This window comes from Arthrobacter sp. BE255, assembly GCF_031457335.1.
Taxonomy (GTDB): Bacteria; Actinomycetota; Actinomycetes; order Actinomycetales; family Micrococcaceae; genus Arthrobacter.
In genome coordinates this window covers 294,219-313,570 of record NZ_JAVDWK010000005.1, presented here as the reverse complement: position 1 = coordinate 313,570, position 19,352 = coordinate 294,219, and the positions used below count along the sequence as shown (strand labels likewise).

Below are 19,352 nucleotides of genomic sequence, written 5' to 3'. Positions count from 1 at the left end.
CCACGGCCAGGAGACTTGGCGGCCAGCAAACAAGGACCTCAGTCTGTGAGGGATCCTGAGAGGAATTCGATCACGGCCGCAGTGACCTGTGGTGAGAACTCCTCGAAGAATCCATGCCTGCTTCCGGGGTAAACGTGCAGCTGGGCACCGGGAATCCGGTCAGAGAGAAGGCGGGCATTCTCCACCGGAGTCATCAGGTCGTCCTCCCCATGCAGGACCAGCGTCGGCACGGCAATCGACGGCAGCACCTCCCAGGCATCATGCCGCCGGCTTGCTTTCCGGTGCGCAGCCAACTCCTGCTGATTCATCGTGGTATCGCCGAGCAGTGAACTGTCCTTCGGGGCATGAGGCCAGGCCGGCGTGTAAAACAGGTCATGCAAAACGCTGAGTCGGTCAGCCGCAGTAGCCCGGGCAAGTTCCTCGGTGACTTTCCGCGAGCGATCGAATGCATTCGGCCCGCCGGGGGTAGTGCATGCCAGGACCAGGGCTTTCACCCTGTCCGGATGATGTGCCGCGAGCATCTGGGCCACGCGCCCGCCCATCGACGTTCCATATACAAAAGCGTCAGAAGCCCCGGTACTCTCCAAAACATCAGCGGCGTCGGCGGCGAAACTTTCCGTAGTCCAGGAAGCAATGGCGCCGCGGCTTGACCCGGTTCCGCGGTAATCCAAAGTGATGGTCTGGAAGTCGGACTCAAAGTCCCCCCGAAGACCATCCCACCAGACATGGGAGTTTGCTTGCCCCTGCAAAAGGAGCAGGGCCGGCGCGCCGGCAACGCCGCCTGTCTGCACGGCTAAGTCAAAACCATCCCTGGTTTTGCAGACGGACTCTGCAAGCAATTCTCGAACTCCCTCTGACACACCGGACCATTGCGGATTCCATCAGAACACAGATTAAGAGAAGGGGGCGCGACTCATAGAGGAGAGCGGAAGTCCTGGCGGCACAGGAGCTTGCCGTTGGGCAGCGGATAGGTCCTCTCCTTGACTGCCTCGAAGCCGCCCTCGACCATGGCGTCTGCGAACCGTCCGGTGACGATGTCCGTTGCGATGGACGCCAGGCCGTCGAAGGAATCCGAGAACTCTGTCTTGCTGACGAGTCCCGCGGCGTTGTTCAGCTGGGTCACACAGGACAGGACCTTGATCGAGGCCCGGTTCTTTGCGGCGAAAGCAGCGAACTCCCGCTCACCCACGTATTCGACGATCAGGTTGGCGATCAGGAGGTCCGTCGTTTCGAGTACCAGGGAAGGCCCAATGGCGCATTCAACAAGGTGCAGGCGGTCACCGAACACCGGCTCGTAGCGTGTCCGGCACACGTCGAGGTAGGCCGGATTGATGTCGTAGCCGTAGACGGCCTGGACCGTCTCCGGGTCGACAAGGTCCAGTCCGTTTCCACCAGCCACTCCGAGCACGCCGACGGCACGGGGGCGATAATCCGCCAGCTGCTCGCGCGTGATGGCGTGAAGGGCCTGGAGTTGGCCCACCTGCGCATCGCTCATGTGACGTTCGTAGACGTCCAGGTCTATGTGGCGCCAAGGGTGCTCGGGCATGGAAACTCTCCTGTGCGGTTGCCTTCAGGATGGGGAGTGCATTCTTCCCCCTGGACATCAAGTATGGGGAAGAATACTCCCCATGGACAACGTGGACAGGAAAATCCTTGCCGAGCTCCAGATGGACGGCCGGCTCTCGCTGACCGAACTCGCCGAGCGCGTCAACCTCAGCCTCTCGCCCTGCCACCGCCGGCTGCGCGCACTGGAGCAGTCCGGCGCGATCAGCGGCTACCGCGCCCACCTCGACGCCGAAACCCTGGGCCTCACCTTCGAAGCCCTCGTCTTTGTCACCATGCGCGACGCCGACCACGACACGGTGGCGTCCTTTGAACAGGCCGTCGCCACCATCCCCAACGTCCTCCAGGCCCAACGGCTCTTCGGCGATCCCGACTACCTCCTGCAGGTGGTCGCCCGGGATCTGCGGGCCTTCCAGAAGCTCTACGACGAACGGATCTCCACCCTCCCGGGCGTCCAGCGCCTCAGCTCCACCCTCGTGATGAAAAGCGTCGTCGAAAACCGGCCCCTCCCCTTGTAGCCACCTCGCCACAAAACAATAATCTTCTCGCAAATGAGAAATAGTTCTTGACTCTGTGCATGCCCCGCCGTAGGCTCAAAGAGGCGCTGAAGCACACAGATGACAGCCAAGAGAACTTCGAGAAGAGGCACCCTCCATGGACCACCCATCACCCTTTGACCTCACCGGGCGAACAGCCCTGATCACGGGATCAAGCCGGGGCATCGGGAAGGCCCTGGCCGGCGGCCTGGCCCGGGCCGGAGCCACCGTGGTGCTCCACGGCCTGGACCCGGCCCGGCTGGAAGCCACCAGGAAAGAACTGGCCGGAACTTTCGGCGAGGACAAGGTGGGTGCAGTCTCCTTCGACATCACCGCCGAGGACGCCGTGGCGGCGGGAATAGCCCACGCCGAAGCCGCCTACGGGCCGCTGGACATCCTGGTGAACAACGCCGGCATCCAGCACCGCGTGCCCCTGCTGGACCTCGACGTGGCCGACTGGAACAGGGTGCTCGCCACCGACCTCACCAGCGCCTTCCTGGTGGGCCGCGAAGCCGCCCGCCGGATGCTGGAGCGCAAGCGCGGCAAGATCATCAACATCGGCTCCGTCCAGTCGGACCTCGCCCGCCCCACCATCGGCGCCTACACGGCCGCGAAGGGCGGGCTGCGCAACCTCACCCGCGCCATGACGGCCGAATGGGCCGGCCAGGGACTGCAGATCAACGGCATCGCCCCCGGCTACATCCACACCGAAATGACCCAGCCCCTGGTGGACGACGCGGCCTTCAATTCGTGGATCCTCGGCAGGACGCCGGCGGGCCGCTGGGGAACCGTGGACGACCTGTCCGGGCCGGTCACCTGGCTGGCCTCGGACGCGTCCAACTACGTGAACGGACAAACAATCTTCATCGACGGCGGAATGACAGTGGTGGTCTGACATGGCAACAACAACTAACCCAGTAGCGGGCCCCGCCGTCGTCGTCCACGGCGTCGGCGACCTTCGCATCGAAACCCTCGAGCACGCAGCGCCCGAACCCCACGAAGCAGTGGTGGACATCGCCTACGGCGGAATCTGCGGCTCCGACCTGCACTACTGGCTCCACGGCGCTGCCGGCGAATCCATCCTGCGTGCCCCGCTGGTTCTCGGCCACGAGGTGGTGGGCACGGTGGTCCAGGCGGCCGCCGACGGCTCCGGTCCGGCCGCAGGCACAGACGTGGCCGTCCATCCCGCCACCCCGGGCGGAGACGGCGTCCGCTATCCCGCAGACAGGCCCAACCTGTCCCCCGGCTGCACCTACCTGGGCAGCGCCGCCCGCGTCCCGCACACCCAGGGCGCCTTCAGCCGGTATTCCGTGCTGCCCGCCCGGATGCTCCGTCCCCTCCCGGATGGGCTGCAGCTGCGCGCAGCCGCCCTTGCTGAGCCCGCCAGCGTCGCCTGGCACGCCGTCTCCCAGGCCGGGGACCTCGCCGGCAAGCGGGTCCTGGTCATCGGCAGCGGCCCGATCGGAAGCCTCATCGTGGCCGTGGCCAAACGTGCCGGCGCGGCCGAAATCATCGCCGTCGACATGCACGAAGCTCCCCTGAAAATTGCCCGGGCCGTAGGGGCCACGGGCACCATCCTGGCTACCGACGCCGACGCCATCGAAGCCGTCCAGGCCGACGTGGTGCTGGAGTCCTCCGGGAACCACCGCGGCCTGGCCTCCGCACTCCGCGGTGCCATGCGCGGCGGCAAGGTGGTCATGGTGGGTCTCCTGCCCAGCGGCGACCAGCCGGTCCCGATCTCGCTGGCGATCACCCGGGAACTCGAAATCGTTGGTTCGTTCCGCTTCAACGACGAGATCGACGACGTCCTCACTGCCCTGGCGGACGGCTCGCTCTACGTGGACCCGGTGGTCACCCACGAATTCCCGTCATCGGAGGCACTGGAGGCCTTCGACCTTGCCAAGGACCCCACCAGGTCCGGCAAGGTGCTCATCTCGTTCCGCGACCAATAACAACTGCACTCCCCAGGCATCAGGAGCAAGAAAATGATTCAGACCTTCAAAGCACCCACCCTGCGCTGCCGGCCCCTCCGGGCCATGACGGCGGGCACCGGCACGCACTGCCCGGCCAGCGGCCGGTGGAGCCCGATCGGCAAAGTACAGGACGGCCAGGTGTTCTTCGAAGGCAGCCTCATGCCTTCCTTTGACGGCGCACCGGTGGTGTGGGTCCTGGCCCCGGAAGCGGACAAGCACTGACGTGGCCGTCCAGCCGCTGCGGGCAGGCCGGCGCCGCCGGTTCGAACCCATCGACCAGGAAACGCTCCGCCATGAACTGGCTCTGAACCGCCAGCAGGTGGCGCAGGCGGACAGCAGCGTCCGGGGTGCCCTTCGGCAGCGGAACGACAGCGTTGCCCAGGCCCTTGCCGACGGCGTCCCGGTGGCCAGGATCGCTGACGCAGCAGGCGTCAGTAAATTGGAGGTTCGACGGCGGATCGGCGCCGGGTACACGGACCTTCAGCCGGCAGGCTGGCCGGCCGATACGCACCTCGACGCGATCCGCGGCCGCACGCAGGCCCTGGCTGCCGCCGTCGAGCATAAAAGCGTGCTGGAAGTACGACGCCGGTCCCTCACCGTGATGGCGCTGAAGACGGACCAGCTGGACCTCTTCGAAGTCGCATCCCTGGCCGCTGTTCCGCCCGAGAGGATCCGCAGCGAGATGCGCGGGATAACGCTCCGGAGCGTCCGGCTGGCGAACTAGGCCCGGGGTTCAGTCCTTCGCCGCGGACTTGTTTTCGTCCCAGCCAATCAGTGCCCCGCGGAGCGCGGAGACCAGCCGTTCAGTGGCCTGCTTCTTGTTCAGGCCCACCGTGTTGATCAGGTCAAGGATTTCACGGGGATCAAAAAGGATGTTCCACAGGAACATCGCCTCGTCCCCCAGAGGGCTCAATCCCAGCTCGGTGCAGGCTTCCTCCAACGGGCGCTGCAGTGCCTCGGCCTGGACGGTGAGATAGAAGGCTCCGGTCCGCAGCCGGGCGAGGTACCCCTCGCCGGAACGCGTGTACAGCATTGCCCCGCCGTGCTTGACCACCAGGTCCACCCATTTGCGGCTGACCGCTTCGAGCAGCTCAAGGCCGCCGGTGGCCTGCTTGAGGCTGTAGTCCCGCAGCTTCTGGCCCACGTTGAAGCGGTACTCGGCCAGGACATCCTCGACGGACGCGAAATGCCGGTACGCCGTGGCGGTGGAGATCTCGGCGTGCTTGGCGATGTCCGTCATGTTGATGGGCCCCCGCCGGGCGGCAAACAGCGCACCGGCCGCGTTGACCAGTTCCCTGCGGTTACGTTGGGTATCGCTTCGCATTCCCGGGCCCCTTTCTGTTGCGTACCAAGCTTATTGCCTGTGCCCGCCGATCGGGCCGCACCAGCCCTTCAAGGCCCCCACCAGCGTGGCTACGAGCCGGCGGGCTGTGTCGTCAGGACTCAGTCCCAGCGTTTCAATGAGATCGAATATTTCGCGCGGATCGAACAGGACGTTCCACAGGAACATGGCCTCATCGCCGGGATCGTCCACGCCGAGTTCCAGGCACGTGTCCCTGAGCGCCGCGCTCAGGGCATCGGCCTGGACGGTCAGGTGCGTGGCACCGGTGCGCAGCCGCGCAAGGTAGCCTTCGCCGGACCGGGTGTGGACCATCGCGCGGCCGTGGGCCACCACCAGGGTGACCCACTTGGTGCTGACGAGGCGCAGCAGCTCCAGGCCGGTGGCCTCCTGCTGCTGGCTGAATTCCAGGAGTTCGCTGCCGACGTCGAACCGGAACCGGGCCAGGACCTCATCCACGGAGGCGAAATGGCGGTACGCGGTGGCCGTTGAGACCTCGGCGGCGCGGGCAATGTCCGCCATGGTGGCCTGGCGGCCTTCGGCGAACAGTTTTCCGGCGGAACGGATGATGAGCTTCCGGTTGCGCAGCGTATCGCTGCGCAACCCGGGAGCTGCGCTGGTGGTGGCCACAGGTGCTACTTCAAGGCTGCGAGGCCGGCCGCGAGCCGTGCCACGCCGGCGGTGATGGCCGCGGCACTGGCGGCGTAGGAGAGCCGCAGGTGGTGCTCGCCGTTGCGGCCGAACTCGCTGCCGGGACGGACTGCCACACCGTGGCTGCGCAGGTGCGCCACCATCTCGGAAGCCGGCAGGTCGGCGTCGTACTTCGGGAAAAGGTAGAACGCGCCTTCCGGTGAGCTGACCGTGAGCCCCGGGATGTTCTTCAGGCCGTTGTACATCAGTTCACGCCGGAACGCGTAGGAGGCGTGCATCCGCTCGATGTCCGGGCCGCAGGTCTGCAGTGCGGTGAGGGCGGCCAGCTGGACTGCCGTGTTCATGGAGCCGTTGAAGGTGTTGTGGACCCTGGCGGCGGAGGCGATGACGTCCGCGGGACCCCACAGGTAGCCCACCCGCCAGCCGGTCATGGCGTAGCTCTTGGAGAAGGTCTGGCAGTAGATGGTGCGGCCCGCGAGGCCTTCGATTTCCAGTGCGGAGGTGAACGGCTCCGGCGTGTAGACCAGGTCGCTGTAGGCCTCGTCGGAGAGGACCAGGATGTCGGTGCCGGCGACCATCGCGGCCAGGGCTTCAAGCTCGGCGCGGGAGTGGACGATTCCGGTGGGGTTTGACGGGTTGCAGAAGACAAACATCTTCGCCCCGTCGAGGGCGCCGGCGAGCGCTTCGAGGTCCCAGTGCAGGTCCTCGGCGAGGGGCACCGGAACGATCGTGCCGCCGGCCATGCTGACCAGGTCCGCGTAGAGGGAGTACGTGGGATCCGGGATGACCACCTTGTCGCCCGGGTTGACCGTGCCGAGGATCGCGGCGGCCAGTCCGGCCGTGCCGCCCTGGGTGATCAGCACATCGTTGGTGCTGACGGGAGATCCCAGCAGGGCACCGATCCGGACGGCCAGTTCGTCGCGGAGTACCGGCTCGCCGAGCAGCGGCGAGTAGTGCGTGTAGCCGTCCTGCAGGGCCTTTGCAGCGGCGTCGCGGACCTGCTGCGGGGTGTCAAAGTCCGGTTCGCCCATGGCCAGGGACACCAGGTCGCCGCTGGACTGCGGCTGCTGGACGCGCAGCGACGTGTCGAGCACGCGCTGGACGGCGTCGGAAGGACGGAAGCTGAGGATGCTGGGTGCTGCGGGAGTGGTCACGACGGTGTCCTTTCAGACAGGGAGGCAGGGGGTAGTCAGGGGCGGCGGAAGGATCCCGGCCGTTTGGTGCTTGAAGGGACGCGCTATTTGAGCGTCCGGGGGAGGTCGGATTCGGGGGCGCCGGTCCAGCGGCTGATTTCGATGTCCCCGGAGGTGTCGCGCTGCACGGTGGGGGCGATGATCAGTTCCTGGACCACCGTCCGCTGGGGCAGCGTGGCCACCAGGTGGATGGCCCGGGCCACGTCCTCCGGCTGGACCATGGCGTCCCGTTCCTCCTGGCGCGGCGGGCGGGCCCGGTTGTCCAGGATGGGGGTGGCCGTTTCACCCGGGAGGATGGTCACGGCGCGCAGCCCGTCGTTGCGGAAGGTGGTGTGCAGGTACGTCATGAAGTTCCGGACCGCGGCCTTGGCAGCGCCGTACGCGGCGCCGCCCAGCAGGTTCGGCGTGACCGCCGCCAGCGAGGAGACGGTGATAATGGTTCCGGTGTTGCGGCTGAGCATGTCCGGCAGGACCGCCTGGGTGAGCAGGAAAACGGCGTTCAGGTTCACGTCCAGGACCTGGTTCCATTCCTCTTCGGCGATCCAGCGCACGTTGAGGACCTTGCTGGCGCTGCCGGCGTTGTTGATGAGGATGTCCACCTGGCCCACGTTTTCGTGGATCCAGTCCACCAGGGCGTCCACCTCGGCCTTGCCGGTGATGTCGGCGGTGCGGACGTGGGACTTGCCGCCGGCGGCCGAGATCTCGGCGGACAGTTCGTCCAGCACGTCCTGCCGGCGGCCCACGAGCACCAGGACGGCACCTTCGGCTGCAAGCAGCTTCGCCGTTTCCCGGCCCATGCCGGTACCGGCGCCGGTGATGATGGCAACCTTGCCATTCAGGAGCTCCATGATGCGTCTCTTTCGTCCGGCCCGCTGCGGGAGGCAGCGCGGCAGTGGCAACCGGGAAACCCGGCTAAAACAAGAACCAAATTAGATATGAGAATAGTTTCTCATTTGAAACTGGGGGCGTCAACCCTTTTCAGGCTGCGCGGGTGCCGGGCGGCGTCGCGGGATCCGCAGCCTCTGCGACGGGAAGCCCGACGGCGGCGAACAGGTTGTGGACCCGCTCCTCCAGCGCGCAGAGCAGCCGCTGCTGTTCCCGCCAGCGTTCGACGGCGGCCTCCTGGCTGACCCAGCGGAAGGTCATCTTCCGCCCGGGGCTGGCCTGGCCCAGGAGCGGCAGCGAAGCTTTCGTCGCCACGGCCACGATGGGGTAGCCCGCGGTCAGGGTGCGTGAGCGGCCCAGGATGATCAGTTCGTCGCCGTGCGGGATCTCGAAGGCGCCGATCGGGACGCCGTGCGACACGATCTCGCCCAGCCCTTCCGGGTGGATGACCGGGCCGTCCAGACGGAGGCCCACGTGGTCGGATTTGCCGCCCACGGTGTAGGTGCTGCCGCTCAACAGCTCCCGGATGCCGGGGGTCCTGTCCGTTTCCGGCCCGTCCACCACGTCAACAGTCCAGACGCCGGGGCTGAAGTCGGGCACCGGAACCGGCAGCCTGAAGAGCGGCTGGCCGAGGTAGGGCTGGCTGAAGCCCCGGTACCGGGTGGCGAGCGCCACCTGCTGGCCCGCGGCCAGCCGCTGCGGGAACCCCATCCGGGCTTCCGGTGCAGCGCTGCCCATGAACCTTGGGGTGTCCAGCTCGCCGCTGAAGGCCAGGTAGGTGCGCATGCCGCCTGTTGCCTTGGAGATGACCACTTTGGTCCGGGCCGGCACGCAGACCGGCTGCCACAGCGGCACGGGGACTCCCCCGACGGTTACTTCCGCCGGGGTGCCGGTGATGGAGATGAAGATGTCGTGCGACGGGGTGAACGCGAAGCGTCCGCCCATGATTTCCAGCAGGGCGGCCCCGCGCCGGTTGCCCACCAAAATGTTGGCAGTCGCCGCGGAATGCTGGTCCGCCGCACCACCGCAGGGCACTCCCATGAACTCGGAGTCCTCGCGGCCAAGGTCCTGGAACGTGGACAGCCAGCCGGCCTCGCTGATGGCGAGGGTGACGGCCTGCTCAGGCTTCGCTGCCATGGGTGCCGCCTTCCTGCTGGGGTGCGGACAGTTGGTCTGCGGGCGGTACGGGCCGGAGGAACCGGCCTTCCAGTTCCGCCCAGCCGCTTTCCGGGATGACCTGGAATCTGACCCTGTCCCCCGGCCGGTAGGACGTTGCGGGGTCCTCCCGGATATCGCAGACGGTCAGGGGCGTGCGGCCGATCACCTTCCAGCCGGTGGGTCCCGGGAACGGCTGGATGATGGCGCTGGTGCCGGCCACCATGACCGAACCGGCGGCAACGTCGGTCCGGGGCTCGGCGCACCGGCTCACCTGGCCCGGGAAGTTAACCCCGGCCATCATGGGCGCCATCGCGGCCGCCAGCAGGTTGATGGTGAGCACCGACGAGGTGAGCGCCTCAAGCGTTGCTTCCTGGCTGAGACCCAGCTCCTCGGCCACTCCGGGAAGGTCCGGCGCAAACTCGTCGCTGACCACCATGGGGATCACAAAGTCCTTCGCACCCGGGGCCGGTCCGGTGTCCTGCAGTCCCAGCCCGGCCACGGCGAGCCGGACGGTCTGGGCGAGCTGGCCGTGGCTGACCGCCAGGCAGTCGAACTCCACCAGCAGCGATTCCGCGCCCGCCACCAGGTTCAGTACCCCGTACGGCCGGACCTCCAGCAGGACGTCCCGCAGCCTCCTGGCACCGGCCCGCCGGACCTCGGGGTCGTCGTCGGCGATGCCCAGCATAAGCGCTGAATCTCCAAACGGGTGCGCCTCAATGCCCGGTGGCCGGCTGTGGTTGGCGGCTGGCGGTGGTTGCGTGGTCATATGTCCTGCTCGGTGGTGCGGGCGGCGGTCAGGGGCGGACGGGCCAGGAGGCGGACGCGGCGGTCAGGCCGCTGCCGCTTTGGCTTTCTCGGCGAGGACTTCCTGCAGCCCGGTCGCCTTCACGCCTGCCTTCTCCAAGGCCGCGCGGAGGGCGGTGCCGTTCTGCAGGACCTGCGGGTGGTCGCCGTGGAGGAGGACGACGTCGGCATCGTGGCCCAGCGGGACCACCTTGCCGGTGACGGCGCGCACCGTTCCCTCGGTGACCACCTGGACAACCCGGCGGCCGATCTCTTCAGGATCGTGCAGCAAAGCGCCTTCGGTGTTGCGGGAAACCGGCATGCCGTCCTCGCCGTAGCCTCGGTCCGCCAGGAACACGTAGCCCACCTCGAGGCCGCGCTTGCGGGATTCGTCGGCGAGCAGGCCGTTCTGGCAGATGACGATGTAGGACGGGTCGTACGCCTTGATGGCGTCGGTGATGGCCCGGGCGTGCTTGGCGTCGGTCTGGGCGATGCTGCCCATCCGGCCGTGCGGGGCGACGTGGCTGATTTTGCCGCCGTGGATGCGGGCGAAGGCGTCCAGCGCGCCGATCTGGTACAGGACGTCCGTGCGGATTTCCTCTTCGCTGGCCTCGATGAGGCGGCGTCCGAAGCCCACCAGGTCGGGGTAGCCGGGGTGGGCGCCGAGTTCGATGCCGCGCTCCACGCAGGACTTCACGGTGGCGTCCATAACGCGGGGGTCCCCGGCGTGGAAGCCGCAGGCGATGTTCGACGCCGTGACCAGGCCCAGGAGGGCCTCGTCGTCGCCGATGCTGTAATTTCCGTAGCTTTCGCCGAGGTCTGCAACGACGGCGACTGAATTGATGCTCAAGGTAACTCCCGGAGGTTCTTGTTGGGATGCTGGATGGTCCAACGACGGCGGCCTGCCGGCAAAGGCGGGAGGCCGCCGTCGTTCGTGTTTGCTTAGTGCGTCTGGAGCGGCTGCCCCTTGGTTTCCTTCAGGAAGTAGACGGACGTGAGGGTGATGATGGCCGTGCCGATCGCGGCGTAGGCCGGGACCATGCTGTTGCTGGTGGCCTTGATGATCTCGGTCATCACCAGCGGGGCGCTGCCGCCGAAGATGATGGTGCTGATGCTGAAGCCGATGCTGTACGCGCTGTAGCGGACCGTCGTGGGGAACATTTCGGTCAGTACGGTGTGCACGACGGCGGCGTGGCCGGAGAAGGCGATGGCCATCACCACGGTGGCGATGCAGGCCAGCAGCATGTTGCCGGTGGTGATCATCGCGAACATCGGGTACGACACCAGGGCCATCAGCACGGCGGAACCGGCCAGGACCGGCTTGCGGCCGATCCGGTCGGACAGCCGGGCCATCAGCGGGATGCTGATGATGATGGCCACCAGGCTGACGGCAGTCACCATCAGCGCCTGCACCATGGTGAAGTTGTTGCCGGTGCCCAGCTGGGTCTTCAGGTAGGTGGGCATGTAGGCGAACAGGAGGTAGTAGCCGGGGCCGTTCAGCGCGGGCAGGAAGATGGTCAGCGCGATGGCCTTGAGGTGGCGCTTGGAGGTGAAGACGGCCTTCAGCGGGTTGCGTTCCACTTCGTTGCGTTCACGCAGGGCGGCGAAGTGCGGGGTGTCTTCCATCTTGGAGCGGATATAGTAGCCCACGTAGCCCAGCGGAAGGGCGAACAGGAACGGGATGCGCCAGGCCCAGGATTCCATGGTGGCATCGCCCAGGGTGGTGATGAGGGTGGCGGAGAGTGCGCTGCCGAAGAGCAGGGCGCAGAAGGAACCCACCGCGATGAAGCTCATGGAGAAGTTGCGGTGCTTGTTGTGCGCGTACTCGCCGACGAACGCCATGGCGCCGGCCACTTCGCCGCCCGCGGAGAAGCCCTGAAGGATGCGGAACAGGATGAGGAGGGCCGGAGCCGCCCAGCCGATCACCGACGAGGAGGGGATCAGGCCGATACACGCCGTGGCGCCGGAGATCAGGAGCAGCAGGACGGCCAGGAGGTTCTTGCGGCCCAGCTTGTCGCCCAGGAAGCCGCAGATCACGCTGCCAAAGGGGCGGGCGAGGAAGCTGACCAGGAAGCCGACGTTGGTCAGCAGCAGGGATCCGAGGTCCTTGGACCCCATGATGTTGATGGCCAGGTACGTGGTCAGCAGGCCGTAAATGCCGTAGTCGTACCATTCCACGAAGGAGCCCATGGTGCCGGCGATGGTCGCCTTGCGCACCATCTTGCCGTCAGCGGTGACAACCTTGATTTGTGCGGTATTCAGTTCCACTGAGTCCGTCGATGCAGTAGTCATTAGGTCTCTCTTAGTCTAGGGCTGGTCCTTTGCGCGGTGAAGCGCAGGTCAGCTGTATTCGCGGGTGATTTCGGCCGTCATTTCGGCCTCGTGGGCGGCAACAGCGATCACGCGTTCCAGGATTTCGGACGCACGGGCCGCCGGGATGATGACGACGCCGTCATCGTCAGCGGCGACGATGTCACCGGCGGCGCACACGATGCCGCCGATGGCCACGGGTTCGCCGATGACGCCGGGGCCGTTCTTGAAGGGACCGGCGGGGGTGACGCCGCGGGCGAAGACCGGGAACCTGATTTCGCTGATCGTGTGGCGGTCCCGGATGTAGCCGTCGATCACGGCGCCGGTGGCGCCGGCAGCCTCGAAGCGCTGTGACAGCTGCTCGCCGATCAGGGCACGGTGTTCGTGGCCGAAGCCGTTGATGACCACCACGTCGCCGGGCTGGATGTAGTTCAGGGCCTCGATGACCGCGGCGTTGTCGCCTGCCGCACCCAGGACGGGCAGTGCCGAGCCGACGCAGTGGGCGCCTTCCCAGACAGCGCTGATGCCGCCGTCGACAATTCCCAAACGCTCCATGGCGTCCCCGATGTTGGCCACGGGGAAAGCGGCGAAGGCTTCCACGAGTTCCTTGGGAAGCCGGGTCCAGGTGGCCTTGCGGACCGTGAGCTCGAGTGTTGTTGCCATTGTTGTCACCTTTGGTTGGTTCGGTGGATTGCGCCCTCCCCGTCGACTGGGGCCAGTCAGATGAGGCGGCTGTCACATATGAGAAAAGTTTCGCGTTTCAAACGTGATTCGTCAAGGGGGTCCGGCGGATTGGCCCAAATAAGTCGGGTGATTGTTGCCGGCAGGTAAATTGCGGCGGCCCCAGGTAACGGCTGTGTGTCAGCTCACAAAAAACCGTTGACTTGGCCGAGTGAATAAGAGAAACTCTTCTCATTCGCGAACTTTCTCGCAGATCCCCCGTTGTATCGAGGAGACACCATGCATGGAAGAATTACCGCCCTGGCCGCAGCCGCGGCGGCAGCAGCGCTGCTGCTGACCGGCTGCACCACAGGCACCGGAACCACCAGCACCGGGACCGGCGGAAGCGCGGGCCCCTCCACGGACACCATCCGGACCGCACTGAACTCGGACCCCACCACGTTCAACGCCGCCAAGGCCAACGCCAAGGACGACTACGAAGTAGCCCGCTTCCTCTACGACACCGTGGTGCGCCGCGACGCGGACGGAAAGTTCATCGGCGGACTCGCCACCGAATGGACCTCCACAGCCACCGACGCCTCACTGACCATCCGCAAGGACGCCACCTGCGCCGACGGAACTGTCATCACCCCCACCATCGTGGCCAAGTCCCTCACCTACTTCGCCGATCCCGCCACCAAGAACAACTTCGGCAAGCTCGTCTTCGGCCCCGGCCAGCCCACCATCACCGCCGACGACGCCGCAGGGACCGTGTCCGTCAAGCTGGCCCAGCCCTGGTCCGAACTCATCGGCGGACTCACCCTGGCCCAGACCGGTATCATCTGCCCCGCAGGACTCGCGGACCTCGAGGGCCTCGCCAAGGGATCCGTGCAGGCAGCCTTCTCCGGGCCCTACACCCTGACGAAAGCCAGCCACGGCGTCAGCTACGACATGACCCTCCGCGAGGACTACAAGGCCTGGCCGAAGTGGTCCAAGCCGCTTGAGGGAACGCCGGCCAAGACCGTGCGCTTCTTCCCCGGCGTCAACAAGACCACCGTGGCCAACCAGCTCCTCACCGGCGAAATGGACATCTCGGACATTGCCCCGGCGGACACTGCCCGCTTTGAAGGGAACAAGGACTACACCGTCACCTCCGTGCCGTTCGCGGGAATCTTCCTGCTCTTCAACCAGCGCCCCGGCAGCCCCTTCACCGACCCCGCCCTCCGCAAGGCCGTGGCCCAGCTGATGAACCAGCAGGCCTTCAACGCCGCCGCCTACGCCAACAAGGGAATCCCCTACACCTCCATCGTCGCCCCCACGGTGGCCTGCTCCCTTGAGGACAACTCACACTTCACGAAGGAAGACGCCGAGGCTGCCAAGGCGGTGCTCGCCGGCAAGACCTTCAAGATGGTGGGCACCACCAGCATCGGCCCGAACGGCGCAGGCAGCACCTACGTCCAGGAAGCCCTCCGGGCAGCCGGCGCCACCGTCAACCTGAACCTCGTGGACAACGGCACCTGGGCCACCATGACCCAGACCAAGCCGGAGACCTGGGACCTGACCATCCAGGGCGACGCGAACTTCGTGGGCACCGTGGCAGCATCCCTGACCCGCATCGCCGGCGTCCCCACCGAAAAGGGCGGGCGCAACATCGGCGGCGGCGAGAACGCCGACATCCTGGCCGAAATCGCCACCGCACAGTCCGCTACGGACCAGGCCAAGCGCTGCGAAGCCTACGAACGGGCGCAGATCAGCATTCTCGAAGACAACGACATCGTCCCCTTCGTCGGCGAACCCCAGATCGTTGCCCAGCGCGCAGGATTCTCCATCCAGGCGCCGTCCGGCATCGTCGACTACGCCACCATGCGCATCACTAAGTAAGGCCAAGGACCATGACTGAACCGACCATGCTGAACAGGGAAAGCGCCCTGTTCAGCAACCCCCCGGGGGCTCCCAAAAGCCCCCGGGGCGGGCTCCGCAATCTCTCCCCCTGGGCCAGCTACGGCCTGCGCCGCGCCGGCGGAGTGCTGCTGTCCGTAATCCTCCTTGTGGTGGTTACTTTCTTCATGGTCCCGCTCATCCCCGGCGACCCGGCCGTGGCAGTCGCCGGCGCGGACGCCACCACGGAGCAGATCGAGGCCATCAGGGAAAGCCTGGGACTGAACCAGCCCCTGCACCTGCAGTTCATCCAGTACGTAGGAAACCTGTTCACGGGCAACCTCGGCGAATCCTTCGCCTACAGCACGTCGGTCTCCTCGATCATCGCCACCAAGCTGCCCTTCACGGCAGAACTGGCCCTGCTGGGCATCATCGTGACCCTGCTCCTTTCGATTCCGGCCGGAATGGTGGTGGGCATCCTCACCCGCGGCGGACGCCGGAAGTGGCTGGATGTGTCCTTCGGCATGCTCACCGGTTTCTTCCAGGCTGTGCCGCAGTACGTCATCGCCACGATGCTGGTGGTCGTTTTCGCCATCGTCCTCAAGGTCCTCCCGGCCGCCGGGGCGGCAACCCTCACGTCCCTGATCCTGCCCGTCGTGGGCCTCTCGGTTGCGCCGATCTGCTCAATCGCCCGCGTTGTCCGCCGGGAAACCTCGACAGTCCTCGAGCAGGACTACCTGCGGACCGCCCGCGGCTGGCGCCTGCCGCCCCTGAGGCTCTACGCCCGCCATGCCCTGCCGAACCTGATGACCACAACCCTGACCCTCGCCGGGCTGATCCTCGCCGGCATGCTCGGCGGCGCGATCATCATCGAAAACGTCTTCAACTGGCCCGGACTCGGCAAGGAGATCGTCACGGCCATCATCAACAAGGACTACCCGGTCATCCAGGGCATCATCCTGGTCCTGGGCTTCCTGGCCATCATCCTCAACCTGCTGGTCGACGTCATCCTCGGCATCATCGATCCGCGCACCCTCGGAGGAGGAAAGTCCCATGGCTGAAAAGACCCGCACCAAGCGCCACTTCCGCTGGACCACCGGCCTGATCATCGGCATTGCCCTGATGACCGTCATGATCCTGATCGGCCTCCTCGCACCCCTGTTCCTCACCGAAGCCGCGGAAAAGCTCACCGCCAACGCCTCCCAGGGGCCCAGTTCCGCGCACTGGCTGGGAACTGACGACTTCGGCCGCGACGTCCTCGCCCGTTCGCTCGTGGCCACCCGGCTCACCCTGGTGATGACGGCAGCCACAACGGTGATCTCGGTGGTGGGCGGCGTATTGATCGGCACGTTCATCTGGCTGGCCCCGGCAAAGATCCGCAACGCCGTCCTGCGCGTCATCGATGCCGCCGTCGCGTATCCCAGCCTTATTTTCGCGCTGCTCATTGCCGCCATCCTCGGCCAGGGAGCCTGGTCTGCCGTCCTGGCCATCGCCATCGCCAGTATTCCGGCGTTCGCCCGCCTCACGGCCAACATGGCTGCGTCCATCTCACAGCGCAATTACGTGTCAACGGCACGCCTGCTGGGGGTCCCGGGCCCACGGATCATCACGCGGCACCTGTTGCCGAACATGGCAGAACCGCTGCTGGTGCTGACTGCCACGGTGTTCGCCACCACCCTTATCGAGCTGTCCAGCCTGTCGTTCATCGGACTCGGCGTCCAGAACCCGGAGTACGACTTCGGGCGCCTGCTCAACGAGGCCCTCGTGAACATCTACTCCCAGCCGCTGCAGGCTGTGATGCCCTCGATCATGATCACTGTCGCGGGATTGAGCGCGATGCTCATCGGCGACGGCCTTGCCGCCGCCACGGACCCCCGCGGCGGACGGAAGTTCGGCAGCGTCAAGGCTGCCTCCGAGCTCCCGGCCTCGATGCGGGCCGACCGGGAAGCGCTGGTGGAGGTGGACAACCTCACCGTCCTCACCCCCAACGGCGTGCCCCTGGTCAAGGGTGTGTCCCTGAGTATCCACGCGGGCGAAGTGGTGGGGCTCGTGGGTGAATCCGGTTCCGGAAAGTCCCTCACGGCCATGTCCATCGCCGGCCTGCTCCCGGAGGAACTCACTGTCAGGGCACACTCCATGCGCCTCGGTGAACTGGACCTGCTCAAGAGGAACGATCCGCGCACGCTGGCCACGTCCATCGGGCTGGTCTACCAGGATCCGGGAACCAGCTTCAACCCGGCCCTGCGGATCGGGTCCCAGCTGACCGAAGTCAGCCGGATCCACCTGAAGCAGTCCGGGAAGACCGCGTTCAACAGGATGGTCAAAGCCCTGGCGGACATCCGGATCACGCAGCCGGAACTGCGGATGAAGCAGCACCCGCACGAGCTCTCCGGCGGCATGCTCCAGCGGGCCATGATTGCCTCCACTCTGGTGACGGACCCGCGGCTGATCATCGCCGACGAACCCACCACGGCGCTGGACGTCACGGTCCAGGCGGACGTCCTGCGGCAGTTCCGCACCATCAACCGGGAAATGGGCACCGCCATGCTCTTCATCTCCCATGACATCGGCGTGGTGCAGGCCCTGTGCGACAAGGTGATCGTGATGAACGGCGGGAAGATCCTGGAACGGCTCACCGGCGCCCAGCTGGCTGCCGGGGACGTCAGGCACCCCTACACCAAGGCGCTGCTTGCCGCGACGCCGAGCATCGCCGAACGCAAGACGGAACTCGTCGCCGTCCGGGCAGAGGACTTCACTTTCGACGAAATCACCGACGACGTGCCCGGACCGGTTCAGCCGGTGACAGAGAGGCCACAGCCATGACAAGCACCGCAACGTCCGCCGCCCCGGTACTGGAAGTCCGCGACCTGGAAGTCACGTTCGGATCCGGGCACGCAGCGGCCAAGGTCCTCAAGGGCGTCTCAGCCACCATCGAACGCGGCAAGACCCTGGGCATCGTGGGCGAATCCGGCTCGGGCAAGTCAACGCTGGCCAAGGCCATCGTTGGCCTGAACCCGGTCAGCGCCGGCAGCATCTGGGTGAACGGCGCGGACGTGTCCCGCATGACGTCGGGCCAGCGCCGTGCCATGCGCCGGGAAGTCCAGATGATCCCGCAGGACCCGTACTCGTCGCTGAACCCGCGCCGAACCATCGGGCAGACGCTGGCCGAGGCGATCGATCCGGTGAAGTCGAATCCGCGCGCGCACCGCGAGAAGATCTCGTACTGGCTCTCCACCATCCGCCTGGACGCGGACGTGGCCGAGCGGTACCCGCACGAGTTCTCGGGCGGGCAGCGGCAGCGCATCGCCATTGCGCGCGCACTGGCAGTGGGGCCCAAACTGATCATCGCCGATGAGATCACCTCGGCGCTGGACCTGTCCGTGCAGGCGGAAATCCTGAACCTGATCAGCCGCCTGCGCACCGAACTGGACCTGACCATGGCCTTCATTTCGCACGACCTGGACGTGGTGCACCATGTCAGCGACGAGATCATGGTGCTCTTCCACGGCGAGGTGGTGGAGCTCGGCGACGTGGACAGCGTCTACGGCAACCCCAAGCATCCGTACACGCGCAAGCTGATCGACTCCGTGCCAGGCGGCCCCGGCTTCGACATCGGGGAACGCCGGGCCGCCGTCGCCTAAGCCCCCGTGGTTGAGCCTGTCAAAAAAGCTCAACCACCGGCCACACACACGAAAGCGGGCCCGGGCACATGCCCGGGCCGGCTTCGTTGTTGTGCTCCCAGCGGAGCCGACCGCTCCTACTCCCCCGCCGCCGTCGTGCTTTCCACCGCCAAACCTTCCAGCGCTGCGGCAGCCCGGTCCACCAGCTGGGCGGGTGACTGGCGGACATCGAGCAGCACCTGGCGCTCCTCAGCCTCAAGAGGTTCCAGTGCCTCCAGCTGGGAGGCCAGCAGGGTTGCGGGCATGAACTCGTGGTTCCGGGCCGCCATCCGGGCGGCGAGCGTGTCCGCCGAACCTTGGAGATGGACGAACACCACCTCCGGGGCATGCTCCCGGAGGAGGTCGCGGTAGCGGCGCTTCAGTGCGGAGCAGGCGACGATGACGCCCTGGCCGTCCTGCTGGCGTGACTGCAGCGTCCGTCCGATTTCCTGCAGCCAGGGGCGGCGGTCGTCGTCGTCGAGTGGAATCCCAGTCCGCATCTTCTCCTTGTTCGCGGCGGGATGCAGGTCGTCGCCGTCAATGAACGGGACCCCCAGCCGGTGTCCCAGCAGCTCTCCCACGGTCGATTTTCCAGAACCTGACACGCCCATGATGACCATGGGCGGAAACCTGTTGCTACTCACTTGAATTGCCTCCGCGGAGCTCTTGCCTGACGCTTTCTGAAGTGCGATGATTGTCACACATGAGAAAAGTTTCTCAGATTGATGTTGGGCAGTCAACGGTTTTTCCGCAAGACACCACCA

21 protein-coding genes are annotated in these 19,352 nt (G+C 66.3%); 9 read left to right on the top strand and 12 right to left on the bottom strand.

What is annotated here, in order from left to right:
* Positions 1 to 38 precede the first annotated feature (38 nt).
* Both J2X42_RS11855 and J2X42_RS11850 read right to left on the bottom strand, forming a co-directional pair.
* Positions 39 to 791, bottom strand: coding sequence for an alpha/beta fold hydrolase (locus J2X42_RS11855; protein WP_310165328.1), 753 nt, complete (start codon positions 789 to 791; stop codon positions 39 to 41).
* Positions 792 to 913: 122 nt separating this feature from the next.
* Positions 914 to 1,546, bottom strand: a complete 633-nt coding sequence (locus J2X42_RS11850; protein ID WP_310165326.1) for a hypothetical protein — start codon at positions 1,544 to 1,546, stop codon at positions 914 to 916.
* A gap of 82 nt (positions 1,547 to 1,628) precedes the next feature.
* Between J2X42_RS11850 and J2X42_RS11845 the strand changes: the two genes are divergently transcribed.
* The 5 genes from J2X42_RS11845 to J2X42_RS11825 all read left to right on the top strand — a co-directional run bounded on the left by J2X42_RS11845 (position 1,629) and on the right by J2X42_RS11825 (position 4,796).
* Entirely contained in the window at positions 1,629 to 2,081 is a 453-nt protein-coding gene (locus tag J2X42_RS11845) for an Lrp/AsnC family transcriptional regulator (protein WP_310165324.1), read from the top strand.
* Between the two features lie 136 nt (positions 2,082 to 2,217).
* Entirely contained in the window at positions 2,218 to 2,994 is a 777-nt protein-coding gene (locus J2X42_RS11840; RefSeq protein ID WP_310165322.1) for an SDR family oxidoreductase, read from the top strand.
* 1 nt (position 2,995) lies between these two features.
* Positions 2,996 to 4,051, top strand: a complete 1,056-nt coding sequence (locus J2X42_RS11835; protein ID WP_310165320.1) for an L-idonate 5-dehydrogenase — start codon at positions 2,996 to 2,998, stop codon at positions 4,049 to 4,051.
* Positions 4,052 to 4,084: 33 nt separating this feature from the next.
* Positions 4,085 to 4,294 (top strand): hypothetical protein, encoded by a 210-nt coding sequence (locus tag J2X42_RS11830; protein WP_310165317.1) that lies wholly within the window; start codon positions 4,085 to 4,087, stop codon positions 4,292 to 4,294.
* Between the two features lies 1 nt (position 4,295).
* Positions 4,296 to 4,796: a hypothetical protein gene (locus J2X42_RS11825; protein WP_310165315.1), complete on the top strand. Its 501-nt coding sequence runs from the start codon at positions 4,296 to 4,298 to the stop codon at positions 4,794 to 4,796.
* Positions 4,797 to 4,805: 9 nt separating this feature from the next.
* On the opposite strand, the gene J2X42_RS11820 is transcribed toward J2X42_RS11825, so the two are convergent.
* The 9 genes from J2X42_RS11820 to J2X42_RS11780 form a co-directional block, all read right to left on the bottom strand.
* Positions 4,806 to 5,396 carry a TetR/AcrR family transcriptional regulator gene (locus J2X42_RS11820; RefSeq protein ID WP_310165313.1) on the bottom strand — a complete coding sequence of 197 codons (591 nt, stop codon included), beginning with the start codon at positions 5,394 to 5,396 and terminating at the stop codon, positions 4,806 to 4,808.
* A gap of 30 nt (positions 5,397 to 5,426) precedes the next feature.
* Positions 5,427 to 6,041, bottom strand: coding sequence for a helix-turn-helix domain-containing protein (locus J2X42_RS11815; protein WP_310165310.1), 615 nt, complete (start codon positions 6,039 to 6,041; stop codon positions 5,427 to 5,429).
* Between the two features lie 5 nt (positions 6,042 to 6,046).
* A complete protein-coding gene (locus tag J2X42_RS11810; protein WP_310165308.1) occupies positions 6,047 to 7,216 on the bottom strand; it encodes an aminotransferase class I/II-fold pyridoxal phosphate-dependent enzyme in 1,170 nt (389 codons plus the stop codon).
* 83 nt (positions 7,217 to 7,299) lie between these two features.
* Positions 7,300 to 8,103 carry an SDR family oxidoreductase gene (locus tag J2X42_RS11805; protein WP_310165307.1) on the bottom strand — a complete coding sequence of 268 codons (804 nt, stop codon included), beginning with the start codon at positions 8,101 to 8,103 and terminating at the stop codon, positions 7,300 to 7,302.
* Between the two features lie 130 nt (positions 8,104 to 8,233).
* The gene (locus J2X42_RS11800) at positions 8,234 to 9,277 is read right to left on the bottom strand and encodes a biotin-dependent carboxyltransferase family protein (RefSeq protein WP_310165305.1); all 1,044 of its coding nucleotides are present in this window, start codon (positions 9,275 to 9,277) and stop codon (positions 8,234 to 8,236) included.
* Positions 9,261 to 10,064 (bottom strand): carboxyltransferase domain-containing protein, encoded by an 804-nt coding sequence (locus J2X42_RS11795; RefSeq protein WP_310165303.1) that lies wholly within the window; start codon positions 10,062 to 10,064, stop codon positions 9,261 to 9,263. Before J2X42_RS11795 ends, J2X42_RS11800 begins: the two co-directional genes overlap by 17 nt.
* Positions 10,065 to 10,127: 63 nt before the next feature.
* Positions 10,128 to 10,931 (bottom strand): 5-oxoprolinase subunit PxpA, encoded by an 804-nt coding sequence (locus J2X42_RS11790; protein WP_310165302.1) that lies wholly within the window; start codon positions 10,929 to 10,931, stop codon positions 10,128 to 10,130.
* Positions 10,932 to 11,023: 92 nt separating this feature from the next.
* Positions 11,024 to 12,373 carry an MFS transporter gene (locus J2X42_RS11785; protein WP_310165299.1) on the bottom strand — a complete coding sequence of 450 codons (1,350 nt, stop codon included), beginning with the start codon at positions 12,371 to 12,373 and terminating at the stop codon, positions 11,024 to 11,026.
* A 48-nt stretch (positions 12,374 to 12,421) separates the two neighbouring features.
* The gene (locus J2X42_RS11780; RefSeq protein WP_310165297.1) at positions 12,422 to 13,054 is read right to left on the bottom strand and encodes an RraA family protein; all 633 of its coding nucleotides are present in this window, start codon (positions 13,052 to 13,054) and stop codon (positions 12,422 to 12,424) included.
* Between the two features lie 297 nt (positions 13,055 to 13,351).
* Here J2X42_RS11780 and J2X42_RS11775 point away from each other — a divergent pair, with 297 nt between their 5' ends.
* Genes J2X42_RS11775 through J2X42_RS11760 form a run of 4 tightly spaced genes read left to right on the top strand, consistent with a single transcriptional unit; the run spans position 13,352 to position 18,570 of the window.
* Positions 13,352 to 14,932 carry an ABC transporter substrate-binding protein gene (locus J2X42_RS11775; protein ID WP_310165295.1) on the top strand — a complete coding sequence of 527 codons (1,581 nt, stop codon included), beginning with the start codon at positions 13,352 to 13,354 and terminating at the stop codon, positions 14,930 to 14,932.
* Positions 14,933 to 14,943: 11 nt separating this feature from the next.
* The gene (locus tag J2X42_RS11770; protein WP_310165293.1) at positions 14,944 to 15,990 is read left to right on the top strand and encodes an ABC transporter permease; all 1,047 of its coding nucleotides are present in this window, start codon (positions 14,944 to 14,946) and stop codon (positions 15,988 to 15,990) included.
* Positions 15,983 to 17,752, top strand: coding sequence for an ATP-binding cassette domain-containing protein (locus J2X42_RS11765; RefSeq protein ID WP_310165291.1), 1,770 nt, complete (start codon positions 15,983 to 15,985; stop codon positions 17,750 to 17,752). The genes J2X42_RS11770 and J2X42_RS11765 overlap by 8 nt, the downstream gene beginning before the upstream one ends.
* Positions 17,749 to 18,570 (top strand): ABC transporter ATP-binding protein, encoded by an 822-nt coding sequence (locus tag J2X42_RS11760; protein ID WP_310165289.1) that lies wholly within the window; start codon positions 17,749 to 17,751, stop codon positions 18,568 to 18,570. The genes J2X42_RS11765 and J2X42_RS11760 overlap by 4 nt, the downstream gene beginning before the upstream one ends.
* A gap of 116 nt (positions 18,571 to 18,686) precedes the next feature.
* Here the strand turns inward: J2X42_RS11760 and J2X42_RS11755 are convergent, their stop codons facing one another.
* Positions 18,687 to 19,232, bottom strand: coding sequence for a gluconokinase (locus J2X42_RS11755; RefSeq protein WP_310165287.1), 546 nt, complete (start codon positions 19,230 to 19,232; stop codon positions 18,687 to 18,689).
* Positions 19,233 to 19,352: the final 120 nt, after the last annotated feature.

Bases quoted from the DNA above. Each gene is read 5' to 3' on its own strand.
- J2X42_RS11775 (WP_310165295.1), top strand. From the start codon at position 13,352: ATGCATGGAAGAATTACCGCCCTGGCCGCAGCCGCGGCGGCAGCAGCG.
- J2X42_RS11765 (WP_310165291.1), top strand. From the start codon at position 15,983: ATGGCTGAAAAGACCCGCACCAAGCGCCACTTCCGCTGGACCACCGGC.
- J2X42_RS11850 (WP_310165326.1), bottom strand. From the start codon at position 1,546: ATGCCCGAGCACCCTTGGCGCCACATAGACCTGGACGTCTACGAACGT.
- J2X42_RS11830 (WP_310165317.1), top strand. From the start codon at position 4,085: ATGATTCAGACCTTCAAAGCACCCACCCTGCGCTGCCGGCCCCTCCGG.
- J2X42_RS11845 (WP_310165324.1), top strand. From the start codon at position 1,629: ATGGACAACGTGGACAGGAAAATCCTTGCCGAGCTCCAGATGGACGGC.
- J2X42_RS11800 (WP_310165305.1), bottom strand. From the start codon at position 9,277: ATGGCAGCGAAGCCTGAGCAGGCCGTCACCCTCGCCATCAGCGAGGCC.
- J2X42_RS11760 (WP_310165289.1), top strand. From the start codon at position 17,749: ATGACAAGCACCGCAACGTCCGCCGCCCCGGTACTGGAAGTCCGCGAC.
- J2X42_RS11780 (WP_310165297.1), bottom strand. From the start codon at position 13,054: ATGGCAACAACACTCGAGCTCACGGTCCGCAAGGCCACCTGGACCCGG.
- J2X42_RS11835 (WP_310165320.1), top strand. From the start codon at position 2,996: ATGGCAACAACAACTAACCCAGTAGCGGGCCCCGCCGTCGTCGTCCAC.
- J2X42_RS11805 (WP_310165307.1), bottom strand. From the start codon at position 8,103: ATGGAGCTCCTGAATGGCAAGGTTGCCATCATCACCGGCGCCGGTACC.
- J2X42_RS11795 (WP_310165303.1), bottom strand. From the start codon at position 10,064: ATGACCACGCAACCACCGCCAGCCGCCAACCACAGCCGGCCACCGGGC.
- J2X42_RS11770 (WP_310165293.1), top strand. From the start codon at position 14,944: ATGACTGAACCGACCATGCTGAACAGGGAAAGCGCCCTGTTCAGCAAC.
- J2X42_RS11840 (WP_310165322.1), top strand. From the start codon at position 2,218: ATGGACCACCCATCACCCTTTGACCTCACCGGGCGAACAGCCCTGATC.
- J2X42_RS11785 (WP_310165299.1), bottom strand. From the start codon at position 12,373: ATGACTACTGCATCGACGGACTCAGTGGAACTGAATACCGCACAAATC.
- J2X42_RS11820 (WP_310165313.1), bottom strand. From the start codon at position 5,396: ATGCGAAGCGATACCCAACGTAACCGCAGGGAACTGGTCAACGCGGCC.